The organism is Nocardia abscessus (genome assembly GCF_015477775.1).
Classification (GTDB): Bacteria; Actinomycetota; Actinomycetes; order Mycobacteriales; family Mycobacteriaceae; genus Nocardia; species Nocardia abscessus_A.
The window spans coordinates 117,485-133,578 of the sequence record NZ_JADLQO010000003.1; the positions used below are offsets into that span (position 1 = coordinate 117,485).

The following is a 16,094-nucleotide window of genomic DNA, read 5'->3' on the forward strand; positions in this document are numbered from 1 at the left end:
CTGCCACCCGTGATTGTGCTGTTGTCCACGTCCGACACCGATCTGCTCAGTGCCCGCGCCAGCGGCGCCGACTACCGCTGGGGCAACCCGGCTCGCCTGCTGGTCGAGGACCTGCCCGGCCTGCTCGACGGCGCCGACCTGGTGATCGTGCGCATCCTCGGGGGTAAGCGGGCCTGGGAGGACGGCCTGGAGGCGCTGCGCGCGAGCGGTATTGCGCTGGTCGCGCTCGGTGGCGAGATCGCCCCGGACGCCGAACTGATGGAATGCTCCACCGTTCCGGGCGGCGTCGCGGCCGACGCGCACAACTACCTCGCCGCCGGTGGCCCGGAGAACCTGCGCCAGCTGCACAATTTCCTGTCCGACACCGTGCTGCTGACCGGTCACGGTTTCGAGCCGCCGATTCAGCTGCCCACCTGGGGCGAGCTGGACCGGGCCGCCGCCACGGAGGCGGCCGACGGGCCGACCGTCGCGGTGATCTACTACCGCGCACAGCATCTAGCCGGTAACACCGCCTATGTCGACGCCCTGTGCACCGCCATCGAACAGGCGGGCGCACGGGCGCTGCCGCTGTACTGCGCGTCGCTGCGCACCGCCGAACCCGAGCTGATCGCCACCCTGCGCCGAGCCGACGCCCTGGTGGTGACGGTGCTGGCCGCGGGCGGCACCAAGCCCGCCACCGCCTCCGCGGGCGGCGAGGACGAGGCATGGGATGTCGGCGCGCTCGCCGACCTGGACGTGCCGATTCTGCAAGGGCTGTGCCTGACCACCGGCCGTGCCCAATGGCAGGCCAACGACGACGGGCTGTCTCCGCTGGATGTCGCGACCCAGGTCGCGGTGCCGGAATTCGACGGACGGATCATCACGGTCCCGTTCTCGTTCAAGGAATTCGACGCCGACGGCCTGTCCACCTACGTCCCCGATCCCGAGCGCGCGGCCCGCGTCGCCGGTATCGCGACACGCTATGCGCGGCTGCGCCACATTCCCGCCGCGCGCAAGCGGGTCGCCGTCATGCTGTCGGCCTACCCGACCAAGCACGCCCGCATCGGCAACGCCGTCGGCCTGGACACCCCGGCCAGCGCCATTCGTCTGCTCACCGAAATGCGCTCCGCCGGTTACCATCTCGGTGGCCCCGGCGAGATTCCCGGCTTGGACGAACAGGACGGTGACGCCCTCATCCACGCGCTGATCGCGGCGGGCGGCCAAGACCCCGACTGGCTGACCTCCGAACAGCTGGAGGGCAACCCGATCCGCATCGGCGCCGCGACCTACACGGCCTGGTTCGACACCCTGCCAGGGGATCTGCGTGCCGCCGTGGTGCAAGCGTGGGGTCCGCCGCCGGGCGAACTCTACGTCGACCGCTCGTCCGATCCGGACGGTGAGATCGTCATCGCCGCGCTGCGTTTCGGAAATGTCGTGCTCATGGTCCAGCCGCCGCGCGGTTTCGGCGAGAACCCCGTCGCGATCTACCACGACCCCGACCTGCCGCCCAGCCACCACTACCTCGCGGCCTACCGATGGCTCAGCGCGCCTGAGGGCTTCGGAGCCGACGCGATGGTGCACCTGGGCAAGCACGGCAACCTGGAATGGCTGCCCGGCAAGACGCTCGGCATGTCGGCCTCCTGCGGCACCGACGCCGCCCTCGGCGACCTGCCGCTGATCTACCCGTTCCTGGTGAACGACCCGGGCGAGGGCACGCAGGCCAAGCGTCGCGCGCACGCCACCCTCGTCGATCACCTGATCCCGCCGATGGCTCGCGCCGAGAGCTACGGCGACATCTCGCGTCTGGAGCAGCTGCTCGACGAGCACGCCAACATCTCCGCGCTCGATCCGGCCAAGCTTCCCGCCATCCGCCAGCAGATCTGGACGCTGATGCGCGCCGCGAAGATGGACCACGACCTCGGCCTCGCCGAGCGCCCGGACGAGGATTCGTTCGACGACATGCTCCTGCACGTCGACGGCTGGCTGTGCGAGATCAAGGACGTGCAGATCCGCGACGGCCTGCACGTGCTCGGTCAGGCGCCCGTGGGGGAGAGCGAACTGGACCTGGTGCTGGCCATGCTCCGCGCGCGTCAGCTGTGGGGCGGTGAGCGCAGCGTGCCCGGCCTGCGCGAAGCCCTCGGCCTGGACGAATCGGGCGGTGAGGCGCGCGAGCGCGTCGATGCGGTGGAAGAACGCGCCCGGGCGCTCGTCGCGGCGTTGCAGGCGGCGGATTGGTCGGCGGACGCGGTCGACGGTCTCACCGACAACGCGGAGGTCCAGCAGGTGCTGCGATTCGCCGCGCGCGAGGTGGTGCCGCGCCTGCGGCAGACCGGCGTCGAGATCGACCGGGTGCTGCACGCGCTCGACGGCGGGTTCATCCCGGCCGGGCCGAGCGGCTCGCCCTTGCGCGGCCTGATCAACGTCCTGCCGACCGGACGCAACTTCTATTCGGTCGACCCGAAGGCGGTGCCGTCCCGCCTGGCCTGGGAGACCGGCCAGGCCATGGCGGAATCCCTGCTCGACCGCTACCGCGCCGACCATGACGAGTACCCGCGGTCGGTGGGTCTGTCGATCTGGGGCACCTCCGCCATGCGCACCTCGGGCGACGACATCGCCGAAGTCCTCGCGCTGCTGGGCGTGCGGCCGGTCTGGGACGAGGCGAGCCGCCGGGTCCGCACGCTCGAAGTGATCTCGCTCGAGGAGCTGGGCCGCCCCCGCATCGATGTCACGGTGCGCATCAGCGGCTTCTTCCGCGACGCGTTCCCGCATGTCCTCGCCCTGCTGGACGACGCGGTTCGCCTGGTCGCCGACCTGGACGAGCCGGCCGAAGCCAACTATGTACGCGCGCACGCCCTCGCGGATCTCGCCGAGCACGGCGACCAGCGCCGCGCCACCACCCGTATCTTCGGCTCGAAGCCGGGCACCTACGGGGCGGGGCTGTTGCAGCTGATCGATGCGAAGAGCTGGCGTACCGACGACGACCTCGCCCAGGTGTACACCACCTGGGGCGGCTACGCCTATGGGCGTGATCTCGACGGTGCGCCCGCCGCCGAGGACATGCGCGGCGCGTATCGCCGAATCGCGGTGGCCGCCAAGAACACCGACACTCGCGAGCACGACATCGCCGACTCCGACGACTATTTCCAGTTCCACGGCGGCATGGTGGCCACGGTGCGTGCGCTGACCGGCAAGAATCCGGAGGCCTACATCGGCGACAGCACCCGTCCGGACGCGGTGCGCACCCGGACGCTGTCGGAGGAGACGGCGCGGGTGTTCCGTGCTCGCGTGGTGAACCCCCGTTGGCTAGAGGCCATGCGCAGGCACGGCTACAAGGGCGCGTTCGAGATGGCGGCGACCGTCGACTACTTGTTCGGCTACGACGCCACCACCAACGTGGTGGCCGACTGGATGTACGAGAAGCTCACCGAGAGCTATGTTTTCGACGACGTGAACCGGAAGTTCATGGAGCAGTCCAATCCCTGGGCGCTGCACGGTATTGCCGAGCGGCTGCTGGAGGCGGCCGAGCGGAAACTGTGGGAACATCCCGAACAGGACACACTCGACCGGCTGCGTCAGGTCTATCTGGAGGCCGAAGGCGAGCTGGAGTAGCCGGAGCCGCCTTTTCCCATCTCCCGGTGGTCATCGGAACACACTGGCGGGCAAGACATTTCGGGCATTCACTACTGCCGGAAATGGTGATGCGTAGCATCTATAATCGCTAGTGATTCACGGCTGTACCCAGGTAACGACAGATCGAATCTGCTGAGGATGGGAAGGCTCATGAAGTTCACGAAATTGGTTGCGACCACGCTGCTGACCATTGCCGCCACCGGCGTGACCGCGGCGACCGCGTACGGGCAAACCGAGTTCGACAGCCCGGCGAACAGCGCGAACGACAGCTCTGTCGGCTACACCGCCACCGTCGCGCCGGACCGGTCGAGCGCCGCGGTCACGCTCGCTTCCGGTACCTTCGCCTACTTGCCGGACGGGGGTGTCGCGGTGCTCGGGCCCGACGGCGCGGTGCTGACGACGGTGCCGACGACCATACAGTCCGCGTTCGGCCAGCAGGTCGGTGTGGCTCCGGACATCGATGCGGCCGGGACGACTTTGACCCTGACGCCGGTCGGCGCCGCCATGCCGGAGCCGGGCGCGCCGCAGTTCATCGGTGACGCGGCGACCACACTCGGAGGAGTAGCGATCGGCTGTGCCATCGGTGCGCTGATCGGTCTCGTCTTCTTCGTCGTCGGGGTCTTCCCCGGCTGCGTGGTCGGCGGCCTCATCGGCGCCGCCGCGGGCGCCAGCCGCTAGTACGGGACCGGTTCGGAGCGCTGGGCATCGGCCGCGCTCGGTGCACCAGCGCCGAGCGCGGCCGTTCGTTTCTCCGCGAAAGGTGTTCTTTCCACCGCTATTCGTGCCCGGCCGCACGCCGCAAGCGCGCGGCGGTGGCGAGGAGGTGTTCGGCGAGCACAGGGGAGTCGAGAACCTCGAACTCCACATCGGCGAGGCCGAGATACAGCGTGAGCATGTGCGGCGAGTCCGAACCCACGTGTGCGACACAGTGTTCGGGCCCGTCGGGTTCGATGTCCACCGCTGCGGGCATACGCGCCCGGATCACCTCCGCCGGTGCGGCCATGCGCACCCGGGCCCGGTAGCGCCAGGTGGCCGCGCCCACGCCGCGCTGGACTCGCTCCGCGATCTCCTCCTCGGACACGGCGCGGGGCGTGAATCGCGGACCGTTCGGATTCTTCGGCGCGATCCGGTCGACGCGAAAGGTACGCCAATCGCCGCGCCCGCCATCCCAGGCGAGCAGGTACCAGTGGCCCCGCCAATGCACCATCCGATGTGGTTCCACATCCCGGCGAGACATTGTGCCGGAATGGGTTTCGTAGTCGAAACGCAATCGCTCGCTCGCCCGGATCGCGCCGGCCACGGCCGTGAGCACCGCCGCGTCCACGGTCGGCCGTCCACTCCATGGCACGTGCACGGTGGCCGTGGTCAGTGTCTCGACCCGGTGCCGCAAGCGCGACGGCAGCACCTGCTGCAGTTTCGTCAGCGCCCGTACCGCCATCTCCTCGATGCCGGTGACCGCGCCGTTCGCGGCGGTGACCAGCCCGACCGCCACCGCGACGGCCTCGTCGTCGTCCAGCAGCAACGGCGGCAGCGCCGACCCGGCGCCGAGCCGGTAGCCGCCCGCGACCCCCGGGGTGGCATGCACGGGATAACCGAGCGCCCGCAGGCGCTCCACGTCGGTCCGGACGGTCCGAGTGGACACGCCGAGCCGCTCGGCCAATGCCGGGCCGGTCCAGTCACCCCGGAGTTGCAACAGCGACAGCAGCCGCAGCAGGCGCGCGGAAGTTTCCAGCATCGCTCGATCATGACAGTCATCGCGGAAGCCCTCCTTCCGCGATGGGCGGTCAGCCGGCCTGTGTCATGCACGGCTCGACGGTGAAGTCGAGGCCGAAGTTGTTCAGAGTCACCGGCAGCGGGGCGTCCGGGTTCGGGCGCGGGGTGGAGCGCAGCCGGAAGTCGGCCGAGGTCAGCAGGTGCGCGAGCAGCGTGCTGGTGACGAATAGGACCAGATTGCGGCCTGGGCAGTCGGCCGGGCCCGCGCTGAACGGCACGAGCTGCGGGTACTGCTCCGCGCGGCCGTCGAGCCAGATGTCCGGGACGAATCGGTCGGCGAACGGCAGCAGATCGGGATCCCGGTGGAACGCCGGGACCGCGATCATCAGGGCGGCGCCGGCCGCGATGGTGAAGGCCTCGTCGCCGTCGCGCCAGTGGGTGTCGGCGGTGATGTCGCGCAGCAGCATGGGCGTGGTGGGCCACAGCCGCACCGACTCGAGCACGCAAGCGCGCAGATAGCCGCGTAGGTCCACACGGTCCGGATCGACGGCGTCCGCGAGCGCGCGGGCGTGATGCTCGGGATGGGTGCTCAGCACCGCCAGCGCACGGCTGAGCGCGATGCCCGCCGCGTCGAAGGCGAACAACCAGTGCGGGATCTGCCCGACCGGGTCGGTGGCCCCTCCCGCGGGCACCGCGGCCAGCGCCCCGGCGAGGCTGTCCGGCGGAGCGGACTCCACGTGGCGGTACAGCCGATTGGTGAACTGGTCGCGCTGCCTGCGATGGGCCGGCGCCAGGAATGACCAGTTGCCCGCCGAGCGCAGCCGGGAAAGTTCGTCGGTGAGCACGGTGTCGTCGCGGCCCCGTTCGCCGAGCACGATCCGTCGCACCAGCCGCCACCACCGGGTGGTGAACTGCCGCGCGTCCAGGTGACCGCGGTGCAGCGCCGACACGACCAGCTCGCGCGCCTCCTCCGCGATGGCCTCGGCGAACGGCCCAGCCAGGCGATGCAGCGGCTCGGCCGAGTCCAGCGCTGCCTCGTTCACCGCGCGGCGCTGATCCCGGATCGGGCCCTCCGACAGCAGCACGCCGTGCGGCTGGAACTGCCGCAACGCGGCCCGCTTCTCCCGATTGGCCGGATGAAACGGCGTCGGCGCGTCGGCCAGCACCCGCCCGACGTCCTGCGGATCGAGAACGACCACGATCCGCCGACCCGGTACCACGAGCTCGACCGGACCCGCACCGAATTCACGCCGCAACTGCCGGACGCGTTCGATCGCCCGGGAATCGGCCCCGGTGCGTTCGAGCAGGCCCAGCACCGGCCGACGCCGCGCGATGACGCCCGAGGCGACCGAGGCGAATCCGAGATCCGCCAGTGCCGCCACCGCGGGCACTCCCAACAGTCGGTGTTCGCGGTTGTCTGCCATACGGCCTCCTCCCGGTGCGCTCAGGTCGACACGGTGCCGACGACCGGGCACATACCCGGCGACGCTGGGTCGAAACCGCGGCGGGGTCTGCGCTGCAGCGATAGGGGGCCGTGGAGCTCAGCTCGGTGACTGGGTCTCGTCCACCGCGAGTGCTGCCTCGACGGAGTCGAACACCGTGAGCAGCCGGTCCAGCGCGGTCACCTCGATCGGCCTGCGCGCCGCGTCGCTCGGGACGACGCGCAAGCCACCGGAGCCGGTGGCCTCCGAGGCCGCCAGCAGGACGCTGAGACCGGCGGAGCCGAGGAATCCGACGTTCGACATGTCCACCACGACCGCGGCGGGCGCGTCGCGCAGCGCTTCATCGAGCGCCGACTGCAAGTGTGGCGCGGATGCCATGTCGATCTCGCCGTGCACGGTGACGACCACCGTGTCCGCCGCCGACCGCACCTGGACCTCCAGCGCCCTGGGCGCGCTTTCGGAACTCACCATCCACCTCCCGTGCCGGCGAGGCGTCCTCGGCAGTTCGCCACGTCGACCTCCGCTCCGGTTCGCGTCTCTTGCGCACTCGGGCAGGGCGCAGAGAGCAAGCATTCCGCGGCCAACTTACCCCATCGAGCGGCCCTCCGATCACACCGAGTGCCGCGTCCCGTCTCGGCCCAGGTCGTATCGCACGTCCGGAGCGTGCGTCGCCCGCGCTGGTTAGTAACTCACCACCCCGGGTAGTCGCTGGGCAGGAGGTGTGACATGCCCAAGGAATGGAGCTCCAAGGAAGAGCGGCAGTACGAGCACGTCAAGGATTCGGCGAAGAGCCGGGGCGCGAGCACAGGGCGTGCGAAGGAGATCGCCGCGCGCACGGTGAACAAGAATCGTGCCCAAGAGGGGAAGACGAAGACCGCGAGCCGCAGCTCGACCCGGGACAAGTCGCCCCAACAGCGTGGCGGCCAGCGGTCCGGTAGCAGCGGGCCGAAGGGGCCGACCCGCGATCAGCTGTACAACGAGGCGAAGCGCCGCAATATCAAAGGTCGCTCCACCATGTCGAAGAGCGAGCTGGCGAAGGCGCTGGGTCGCGACTGAACCCGCCGACGAGTGGCCCCGCCCGCGAATCGATGCTGGGCGGGGCCACTCGGCGTACGGGGGTTGATACGCGCGAACCCCTTCCGGGTGCCCCGACCGTGGCACGCGACCGCCGCCGTGAATCCGGAACAGTATCCGAAATCTACGGCGGCGGAAGCGATTTCAAGCGGGCGAGGAACCGCCCACACACGGTGGCGCTATTCGGGCCAAGTGCCGGTGAGCGATTGGTAGCCGGTTGCGCCCGCACGATCGATCGCGGCCTTGACCAGACCGAAAACGGCGCCCTGCAATGCCGCGGCGAACAGCACCTCGCGCCAGGAATGATCCCGCGCGGTCGACGTGGGGGCCTGCTTCTCACCCGTGATCTGCGCCCACACCCTGGTGAACACGGCGTTCGCAGCGAGGCCGCCGAGCACGCTGATCACCAAGCCGAGCGGTTTGTAGAGCGTCTTCATCGCCGCCTCCGTACGATCTGCCACACCAGCGCCGCCAGCACCGCCGCGCCGAGGGTCGCCGGGATGGGGTGAGCGCGCAGCGCGCCACCGGCCTGCCTGCCACGCGCGGTGACCGGCTCCGGTGTCGCCGCCGCCACCCGGTGGGCGAGGCCCGCGGCGCCCGTCCGGGCCTGCCGGGCTTTGTCCGCCACAGCCAGCGCCGCCTCGGACGCCGCGTGTTGCGTCGCCTCGACGGCGTCGTGCGCCTTCTCCTTGCTGCGCGCGGGTACGTCGAGCTTGTGGCCGAGCTGTTCGACCGTCCTGCCGAGTTCCGCTCTGGTCTGATCGCGGTCGCGCCGCAGAGCCGCTACGTCGTCGGTGGGCTGCCCGGCCTCCGGTCGGCTGTCACTCATCCCCGCCTCCTGTCCTTGATCACCTCGATGTCCTCGCGCACGCCCTCGACCGCCTCCTGTGGTATCGGTGGGTTCGCGTGCTCCACGCTCTTCTTCCCGAACAGTCCGAGGATCGCCGCGACCACCAGCAGAGCGCCCGCGACGATCAGCGCGGCCGCCCAGCCGGGCAGGACCTCGGCGAGGCCGAGTACCGCCGCGGCGATCAACGCCGCCCCGCCGTAGAACGCCAGCAGCGCCGCGACACCCGCCAGGCCCGCTCCACGGCCGAACTGTTTGCTCTTCTGCCGCATCTCGATGCGAGCGAGCTGGAGTTCGTCGCGGATGAGCCGGGACACCTGGGCTGTGGCGTCCTCGACCAGTTCGGTGACCGACCGGGAGTTCGCCGGCGGGCGAGTCTGTGTCGTCTCGGTCATGAGACCTCCTTCGGCATATCACACCTCCTGCACCGCGACTACCCGGATGTCCGGATTCCAATCGGGCACCGCCGCTCGCCGCCCGGCGGCGGTATCCGAGGCGGGGGACAGGACCGCCGCGAGACCAGGGATCGCGGTCCACCTCGAAGTCGATGGGGCGCAACCGAAGTCGCGTCAGGAGCGGGCGAGGTAGTCGCCGAGCTGCGGAATCGCCTCGACCGGGTGACGCGCCTGCAGGCCCGCGCCGACGCCGTCGAAGTGCCAGGCGCCGTCGGCGCGGCGCACCCGACCGAGCACCAGGCCGGTGTGCGAACCGCTGCCGGTCAGGTCGTACCGGGCGAGCTGGCTACGGCCCACCGTGTCGATCACTCGGCAGTAGGCGTTCGCGATCCGATCGAAAGTCCGGCCCGTGTAGGAGGTGACCAGGAACAGGACTGTCGTGACTTCCGTGGCGAGCCGGGACAGATCGACGCTGATGATCTCGTCATCGCCCGCGCCCTCTCCGGTGACGCTGTCCCCGTGCAGACGCACCGACCCGTCCGTCGAACTGAGCTGCTCGTGATAGACGACGTCAACGAGCCGGTCCACGGCGAAGAGCAGGGCGGCGACGTTGAGGTCGGTCTCTTCGCGGCGGCCGAACAGGCGCGGGCGGGCGGCCGGATCCCAGCCGAGGGCCACGGTGACATGCGCGAGCGGTATACCGCCCTGATCGCGAAGTTCGGTGAACACGGTGTTCTCCTCTGCGCTGGAGAGCGGACAGGCAAACGGACGGGTGCTCCGCCGGGCGGAGTGCGGCGGGTACGTTCGGCCGGCCGGCCGAGACGATCGGGACGATCCGGCGGACGAGCAGCGTACCCGTGCGGTGGCGGAATATGGCGGGAATCCAATCCGCGGGGCGGTGCGCCGCGAAGTCAAGGCATGCGGGTTGGCATGCGCGCGCGACCGGTCGGTGGTGTGCACTCAGGGTTCCCGGTCCGTCCGGCCGAAGGTGGCCGGTCATGACCGACACCGAGTACCGCCGCGCGGATCTGCTCGACCTGGCGTACCCCTACGCGATGGACGCGGTGGCCGAGATCGAGCGCAGGCGCATCGAAAACCACCTCGCCGGGGCCGATTCCGGAACAGTCGCGGCGTTCGCGGCCGCGGTGCACGGGATCCGGGAGACGCTGGCGGCGCTGAGCGCGGCCGAAGCGGTGAATCCACCGCCCACGCTGGAGTCGAAGATCCTCCGGGCGATCGACGACTCGGGTCCGCCGACGCGACGCCGTGGCCGTGATCTCCGGCCGATGTTTCGGCGACGTCGCCTGGTCCGCCTGGCGGTGGCCGCCGCGGTGGTGATCGGCGCCGGTGCGGGCACGGTGGTGGTGGCCGAGCGGATCTCCGGGTCCCATGCCACGCCGATCACGGCCGAGCAGATCCTGGGGCAACCGGATTCCCGGACCCGGGTGGTCGAACTGCCGATCGGGGGCACCCTGCGGGTGAGCGCCTCGGACCGGCTCGCGGCCGGTGCGGTGATCTTCGACGCGGTGCCCGCGCCGCCGCCCGGACACGCCTACCAGCTCTGGGTGGTGTCCTCCGCGGGTACCGCGCGCTCGGCCGGTGTGCTGACCACGGTGCCACCGAGCGTGGTGGCGATCGGGCTCGACCGGGCTGATGTCGTCGCCGTCACGATCGAACCCGCGAACGGATCCCCCCGACCGACCTCGCCGCTGATAGCGTCCGTCTCGCTCAGCTGAGCGGCTCCCGGTGCCACGCCCCGGCTACTCGCAGCCCTCGAGGGTCGCGCGCGCCACTTCCTCGACGACATCATCGATCGAGTCGCGCACCCGCAACGCCGCCACCTGCCGATACGCGCCGTTCCCGCGTGCGAGCAGGCGAGCGAACGCCTCGTCGACGAAGCGGCGGTCACCGGCCTCCTCGAGCGCGGGCGCGATATATTCGATCAGCCGGTTCAGCAAGGTGCGAACCGGCGCCACATTGCCGTCGAGGGGGTCGACACCGTCTCCGGCCAGTCCCGAACGCGCCGCCTTCCAGTACGCCGCCCGCAGCACTTCGACGGGCACCATCGGCGCGACCTGCCCGGCCGCCACCGACTTGCGCGCCATGACCACGATGGCGCGAACCAGCGCCGCCAAGAGCGCGGTTTCCTCGACCGTCGCCGGGATGTCGCTCACCCGCACCTCGACGGTCGGGAACGAGACCGATGGCCGGACATCCCAGTAGACCATCTGCTTGTCCAAGATGCTGCCGCTGTTGAGCATCATCGCGACCATGGCCTCGTAGTCCCGCGCGGACTCGAAGTACGGCGGCGGCCCCGCGCTGGGCCAGCGCCGCCACAGGATGCTGCGCCAACTGGCGAATCCGGTCTCGGTGCCGCGGTAGATCGCCGAATTCGCGGTCATGGCGAGCAGTTGCGGCAGCCAGGGCCGCAGGTGGTTGCTGACCTGGATCGCGGTTTCGGTGTCGGGGATGCCGACGTGCACGTGGCAGCCCGACAACCCCTGCTCGTGGGCGAGCATGCCGAAGTTCTCGGCGATGCGCTGGTAGCGCGGGGTGTCGGTGACCGGGAAGTCGTGCGGGACGGTCGGCGGGATGCCGACGGCGAGCAGGCGTGCGTCGTTGCGCTGGGCGCAGATGGCGATGCCGCGGCGCGATTCGCGCAATTGCCGGTGCAGTGCGGCGATGTCGGTGTGGACCGCGGTGCTGGCCTCCACTTGGCAGCGAGTGAGTTCGAGTTGCAGGTCGATGCCGAATTCCTCGGCCGTGCGCGCCACCTCGACATTGCGCGCCAGCGGTTCGCCGGTACCTGGGTCGACGAGCAGGAATTCCTCTTCCACGCCCACGGTCAGGCGGCCATCGTCCATGCTGGTCGCAATACCCAGGGGCGGGTCGGCTAGTCAGCTGCCGGGGGGCCGGGTCCCGGTCGGATGCGTCCGCGTTCCGCGCCGGTTTGAACGGTGGGGAGACGGCAACGCGAACCACAAGGGGGCCGTACGGAGAGGAGTTGTCGCATGTCTCGGATCGCTCTGCGTCTCGCCGTGACCGGGGGCTGCGCCGTACTTGTGGCCGCTGCCGGTGCGGGACTTGCCACAGCGGGACCGACGTTGTCCCCGGACACGCAAGAGGAGGGCACCATCGCGGTGGGCAGCCAGCCGCCGTCGGAGAGTTGGAACTGCGCGCTGATCGGCTCGGCCGAGCAGGCCGGTCCACGGGTGGACCTGGCCCGCGACGGGGAGAGTCGCGGTGGTTTCGCAGCCGGCAGCACCGTGGCCGCGACCTGCGTCGGGCCGCAGTGGCCGGTGGTGGCCATGACCACCGGCGTCACCTCGCTCGACGACGCGGACTGACCTCCCTTCCCCGAACCTGCGCCTCCCACGGGCGGTGCTGCGGAAACCGCCCGAGGCGTACGAGCTCGATAGGCTCGCCCCATGCGGATCGTCGTCCTCGGCTCGGGCATCTCGGGTCTGTCCACCGCGGCCGAATTGCTCCGTGGCAGGCACGAGGTGATCGTCGTCAGCGCCGAGCCGATCACGGCGACGACGTCTTTCCTGGCCGCGGCGGTCTGGTTTCCGACCGCCGCGGGCCCAGCCGAGCGTGTCCGGGCCTGGAGCGAGACGACTTTCGAGCATTTGGCCGGGCTGGCCGCCGCCGGTGCGCCGGGCGTACGCATGTGTGCCTCCATGGCGCTGTATCGCGACGAGCCCGCGATTCCCCCGTGGGCGCGGTCGGTGCGCTCGTTCCGGTCGGCCGACCGGAACGAACTGCCCCCCGGCTATGGGTTCGGATTCCGTTTCGAAGTCCCCCTCGTGGAGATGCCGACCTACTTGCCGTTCCTCAGCGCCCAAGTGGACGCCGCGGGCGCGCGACGCGTGCTGCGCACCGTGGCGCGCCTCGGCGATCTCGCCGATCTCGCACCGGACGTCGTGGTCAACTGCGCCGGTCTGCGGGCCGCCGAACTCGTCGGCGATCCGGAGGTGTATCCGATCCGCGGCCAGATCGTGCGGGTGGCGAATCCGGGACTGTCGGTGTCGGTCCGCGACGAGGCGCATCCGCTCGGCCGCGCCTATGTCCATCCGCGCGCGAACGACTGTGTCCTAGGCGGTTCCCTGGACACCGGGGAGTGGGACACGACGCCGGATCCCGACCTCACCCGGTCGATTCTGCGGCGCTGCCGTGAGCTGGCGCCCGCGCTCGCCGACAGCGAAGTCCTGGGAACCGTGGTCGGGCTGCGCCCTGGTCGCCGTGCGGTCCGGGTGGAACTCGACACCACCGCGCTGCCCGGGATACCCGTCGTCCACAACTACGGTCACGGCGGCTCCGGGATCACCATCGGGCACGGATGCGCGCTGGAGAGCGCCGCTCTCGTCGCAACGCTCTGAGCGGCCGAAGCGGATCAGCTTGCGTAGCTGCGCGCCACCACGGAGTTCAGCGCCTCCAGGAATTCGCTGAGGACGCCGGGCTCGACCCGGTCACGCGGTGCGCGGCGTTCCGGCGAATCGGTCGCGGGCGCCGCGAGGCCTGCGTCGACACTGTCGCGCAGGACGGCGTGCACGGCTTCGATCGGGATGCCCGCCTGCGCGCACCGGGTGGCCGCGTGCTCGAACCGGCCCAGAGCCAGACTTCCCGCGGCCTCCGCCGCGTCGACCAGGACCAGCGCCAACTCCAACCCCATTCGGATCAGCGCGTCGGGGCCCTTGCGATCGGTGCCACGATCGAATCTCGCGGACATCTCGGCGATGCTGCGATCATCTTCGTGCGGGCCGATATTCATGGCCCTCCCTCCGCCCGGCGACCCTGCTGCCTCCGACGTTACGACGGGGATCGAAAGTTTTCGACCGCGCGAATACGACTTGTGAGGCTTCACAGCCGGGAGCCGTCCGCATGGGGCGGTGTCCCCAACCGCGGGCTCGCCCCTCGGCACGTCGATCCGGTCAAGTTACCGTTGAGTACTTTCCGCGATCGGGGAGGGAAGGAGTCACATGTCCATCACCGATTCGGCAGGTCCGGATCTGACCCTGTCGGGCCGCCCGGCCAGTTCTTCACTGCGGGACGTGCGGAATCTGTCGCGCAAAATGGTCGGCCACTTCATCGAGACCGTGGCGCACTGCCGGACGCTACCCGGTGAGGCGCTCAACGGCGACATCACCAACATCACCCGCCTGTGCCTGGAACTGGCCGTCAGCATGCTCGACGGCACCGACATCCCCGAGAAGACCCTTCTGCTGCGCAACGCCGCGGCGGGCTGGGCGCGGGAGGGCATCCCCATCGACACCATCCACCACGCCGTGCACGAGGGATTCAAGCTCGGCTTCGACCTGATCGTCGCTAACGCGACCGCCGCGGACTTCGACAGCCTCAAGGACATCAGCCGCCGCCTGCTGGAGATCCTGGACACCATCACCTCGACCGTCTCGCGGGCGTACGTGACCGAACTGCGTGCCGTGGTCGGCGAGCATCACACGGCCGCGCACACCCTTGCCTCGGCCCTGCTGGGCGGGCATCCCACCTTCACCATGGCGCGCGAATGCGGCATCCAGATCGCCGACTCGTATTCCGTTCTGGCACTCGCGATCCCGCCCCATCCGGACGAGCGCAATCCGCAACTCGACGGTGCGGTGGTGGCGCGGCGAAAGTTGCGCCGGGTGCAATCCGAACTGGCGACCCGCTGTGGTGATGCGGTGCTGTCGCTGCTCAGCGTCGACGGCGGCACCGTCTTGCTGCCGTCGGCGTCGCCGGAGGACAAGACCCTCGACGACCTGGTCGAGGGGCTCGGCCGCGCGGCGCAGGTGCCGATCGCCGCGACGGTGATCGCCGCGACGCCGGTCGAGGTGCCGACGGCGGCCGACCGGGCGCACGAGTTGCTCGACATGGTGCAGCGGCTGCGCTGGACCCGCGGGCTGTTCCGATTCGACGACCTGGCGCTGGAATACCAGCTCACCCGGCCGGGCCCCGGGCTGGAAACGCTGCGGACCCTGCTCGACCCGCTCGACGAGCACCCCGAACTGCTCGAAACGCTCAAACGCCACATCAGCACCAATTTGAACCGCCAGCGCACCGCGCGGTCGCTGCACATTCACACCAACACCGTGGACTACCGGCTCAAGCGCATCGGACAGCTCACCGGATTCGACCCCGCCCAGGCCTCCGGGGTGTGGTATCTGCGCGCCGCGCTGGTGGCACGCAGCTACCGGGACTCCGAGGACGAAACGCCGGTCGGCAGGTGGGCAGGGGCGGCTGTGGCGTCCCCGGCGTCCCCGGCGTCCCCGTAGCTCCGCCGCGCCTGGCCGGCGCCGAGCAACGCGTGGACCGTCTCGGGCGTCCATCGGCGGTCGGCGCCGGGACGGGTGGCGAGGTAGCCCGCGGTCGCCCGGAGCGACCAGCCGTGCGCCGTGCGCAGGCCCGCCGCCAGATGGCGCAGGTAGGCGGCGGCGGGCGGATTGCCGGGCACGTCGCGATAGCGCCAGGGCGCGGTGAAGGTGAGCACAGGGTGCCCCTCGTGGGCGCCCGCGCAGACCAGGGTTTCGTACCGTCCTGGACCGAGCGTTGTCGCGCCCGCCTCGGTGACCTCGGTCAGGTTCACCTCGGTGCCCGGGGCGCGGTACATCTCCTGCGCGACGATGTCGGAGAACTGCGCGGCCGTGAGCAGATGGGCGTGCACAGCGATCTCGCCCGGACAGCCCGGGTCGTAGAAGGCCCGGCCGCCGGTCCAGGTCAGCGATTCGGTCGCGAAATACAGCACGCCGGACAGCCGGAGCGGGATCGAGCGGATCGGGTCTGCGGGGTCCCGGCAGCCGGGCAAGACGAGTGATCCCCCTTCGGGCCTGCCGCCACGAAGGTAGGTGCGCAGCCTGGCCAGGCTCATGTTCGAGCCGTACGCGGCGTACCAGACCAGATCCGTGCGCCCGCGCAAGTCGTGCCGGTCCGCGGCCGGATCCGCTCGCGGTGCCGCCGCAGCGGCTGTGCCGTCGGGGTGCCACGCCGTCATGGCATCCATTGTCGGCGTTTCCCGCAGCC

General features: G+C 70.4%; 17 protein-coding genes. 7 read left to right on the forward strand and 10 right to left on the reverse strand.

The features are described from left to right. Positions 1-9 precede the first annotated feature (9 nt). Both cobN and IU450_RS11230 read left to right on the forward strand, forming a co-directional pair. Positions 10-3,588 (forward strand): cobaltochelatase subunit CobN, encoded by a 3,579-nt coding sequence (cobN, locus tag IU450_RS11225; protein ID WP_195149721.1) that lies wholly within the window; start codon positions 10-12, stop codon positions 3,586-3,588. Between the two features lie 171 nt (positions 3,589-3,759). Then, a complete protein-coding gene (locus IU450_RS11230) occupies positions 3,760-4,287 on the forward strand; it encodes a hypothetical protein (RefSeq protein ID WP_195149722.1) in 528 nt (175 codons plus the stop codon). 97 nt (positions 4,288-4,384) lie between these two features. Here the strand turns inward: IU450_RS11230 and IU450_RS11235 are convergent, their stop codons facing one another. From IU450_RS11235 to IU450_RS11245, 3 genes are all read right to left on the reverse strand, one after another. Continuing rightward, on the reverse strand, positions 4,385-5,344 hold the full coding sequence (locus IU450_RS11235; RefSeq protein WP_195149723.1) for a helix-turn-helix transcriptional regulator: 960 nt from the start codon (positions 5,342-5,344) through the stop codon (positions 4,385-4,387). A gap of 49 nt (positions 5,345-5,393) precedes the next feature. Continuing rightward, the gene (locus IU450_RS11240) at positions 5,394-6,746 is read right to left on the reverse strand and encodes a cytochrome P450 (RefSeq protein WP_195149724.1); all 1,353 of its coding nucleotides are present in this window, start codon (positions 6,744-6,746) and stop codon (positions 5,394-5,396) included. Between the two features lie 117 nt (positions 6,747-6,863). Further along, the gene (locus IU450_RS11245; RefSeq protein WP_324197628.1) at positions 6,864-7,232 is read right to left on the reverse strand and encodes an STAS domain-containing protein; all 369 of its coding nucleotides are present in this window, start codon (positions 7,230-7,232) and stop codon (positions 6,864-6,866) included. A 258-nt stretch (positions 7,233-7,490) separates the two neighbouring features. Between IU450_RS11245 and IU450_RS11250 the strand changes: the two genes are divergently transcribed. Then, a complete protein-coding gene (locus tag IU450_RS11250; RefSeq protein WP_043692884.1) occupies positions 7,491-7,820 on the forward strand; it encodes a hypothetical protein in 330 nt (109 codons plus the stop codon). 197 nt (positions 7,821-8,017) lie between these two features. Here the strand turns inward: IU450_RS11250 and IU450_RS11255 are convergent, their stop codons facing one another. The 4 genes from IU450_RS11255 to IU450_RS11270 all read right to left on the reverse strand — a co-directional run bounded on the left by IU450_RS11255 (position 8,018) and on the right by IU450_RS11270 (position 9,809). Then, a complete protein-coding gene (locus IU450_RS11255; RefSeq protein ID WP_195149726.1) occupies positions 8,018-8,275 on the reverse strand; it encodes a DUF4235 domain-containing protein in 258 nt (85 codons plus the stop codon). Beyond that, positions 8,272-8,667 (reverse strand): DUF3618 domain-containing protein, encoded by a 396-nt coding sequence (locus IU450_RS11260; RefSeq protein ID WP_195149727.1) that lies wholly within the window; start codon positions 8,665-8,667, stop codon positions 8,272-8,274. Before IU450_RS11260 ends, IU450_RS11255 begins: the two co-directional genes overlap by 4 nt. After that, on the reverse strand, positions 8,664-9,080 hold the full coding sequence (locus IU450_RS11265) for a phage holin family protein (protein WP_195149728.1): 417 nt from the start codon (positions 9,078-9,080) through the stop codon (positions 8,664-8,666). The genes IU450_RS11260 and IU450_RS11265 overlap by 4 nt, the downstream gene beginning before the upstream one ends. A 174-nt stretch (positions 9,081-9,254) precedes the next feature. Then, positions 9,255-9,809: a TerD family protein gene (locus IU450_RS11270; protein ID WP_195149729.1), complete on the reverse strand. Its 555-nt coding sequence runs from the start codon at positions 9,807-9,809 to the stop codon at positions 9,255-9,257. Between the two features lie 269 nt (positions 9,810-10,078). On the opposite strand from IU450_RS11270, the gene IU450_RS11275 reads away from it, so the two are divergent. Next, positions 10,079-10,816, forward strand: a complete 738-nt coding sequence (locus IU450_RS11275; RefSeq protein WP_195149730.1) for an anti-sigma factor — start codon at positions 10,079-10,081, stop codon at positions 10,814-10,816. A gap of 24 nt (positions 10,817-10,840) precedes the next feature. Here IU450_RS11275 and IU450_RS11280 read toward each other — a convergent pair whose 3' ends face one another. Continuing rightward, complete coding sequence (locus tag IU450_RS11280) at positions 10,841-11,944, reverse strand: glutamate--cysteine ligase (protein ID WP_195149731.1); 1,104 nt, start codon at positions 11,942-11,944, stop codon at positions 10,841-10,843. A gap of 147 nt (positions 11,945-12,091) precedes the next feature. Between IU450_RS11280 and IU450_RS11285 the strand changes: the two genes are divergently transcribed. After that, a complete protein-coding gene (locus IU450_RS11285; RefSeq protein WP_195149732.1) occupies positions 12,092-12,427 on the forward strand; it encodes a hypothetical protein in 336 nt (111 codons plus the stop codon). An 81-nt stretch (positions 12,428-12,508) separates the two neighbouring features. After that, on the forward strand, positions 12,509-13,459 hold the full coding sequence (locus IU450_RS11290; RefSeq protein WP_195149733.1) for an FAD-dependent oxidoreductase: 951 nt from the start codon (positions 12,509-12,511) through the stop codon (positions 13,457-13,459). Positions 13,460-13,473: 14 nt separating this feature from the next. Here IU450_RS11290 and IU450_RS11295 read toward each other — a convergent pair whose 3' ends face one another. After that, on the reverse strand, positions 13,474-13,809 hold the full coding sequence (locus tag IU450_RS11295; protein WP_195149734.1) for a hypothetical protein: 336 nt from the start codon (positions 13,807-13,809) through the stop codon (positions 13,474-13,476). Between the two features lie 250 nt (positions 13,810-14,059). On the opposite strand from IU450_RS11295, the gene IU450_RS11300 reads away from it, so the two are divergent. Continuing rightward, the gene (locus IU450_RS11300; RefSeq protein WP_195149735.1) at positions 14,060-15,349 is read left to right on the forward strand and encodes a PucR family transcriptional regulator; all 1,290 of its coding nucleotides are present in this window, start codon (positions 14,060-14,062) and stop codon (positions 15,347-15,349) included. On the opposite strand, the gene IU450_RS11305 is transcribed toward IU450_RS11300, so the two are convergent. Further along, positions 15,265-16,065 carry a histone deacetylase gene (locus IU450_RS11305; protein ID WP_228834429.1) on the reverse strand — a complete coding sequence of 267 codons (801 nt, stop codon included), beginning with the start codon at positions 16,063-16,065 and terminating at the stop codon, positions 15,265-15,267. The genes IU450_RS11300 and IU450_RS11305 overlap by 85 nt on opposite strands. Positions 16,066-16,094: the final 29 nt, after the last annotated feature.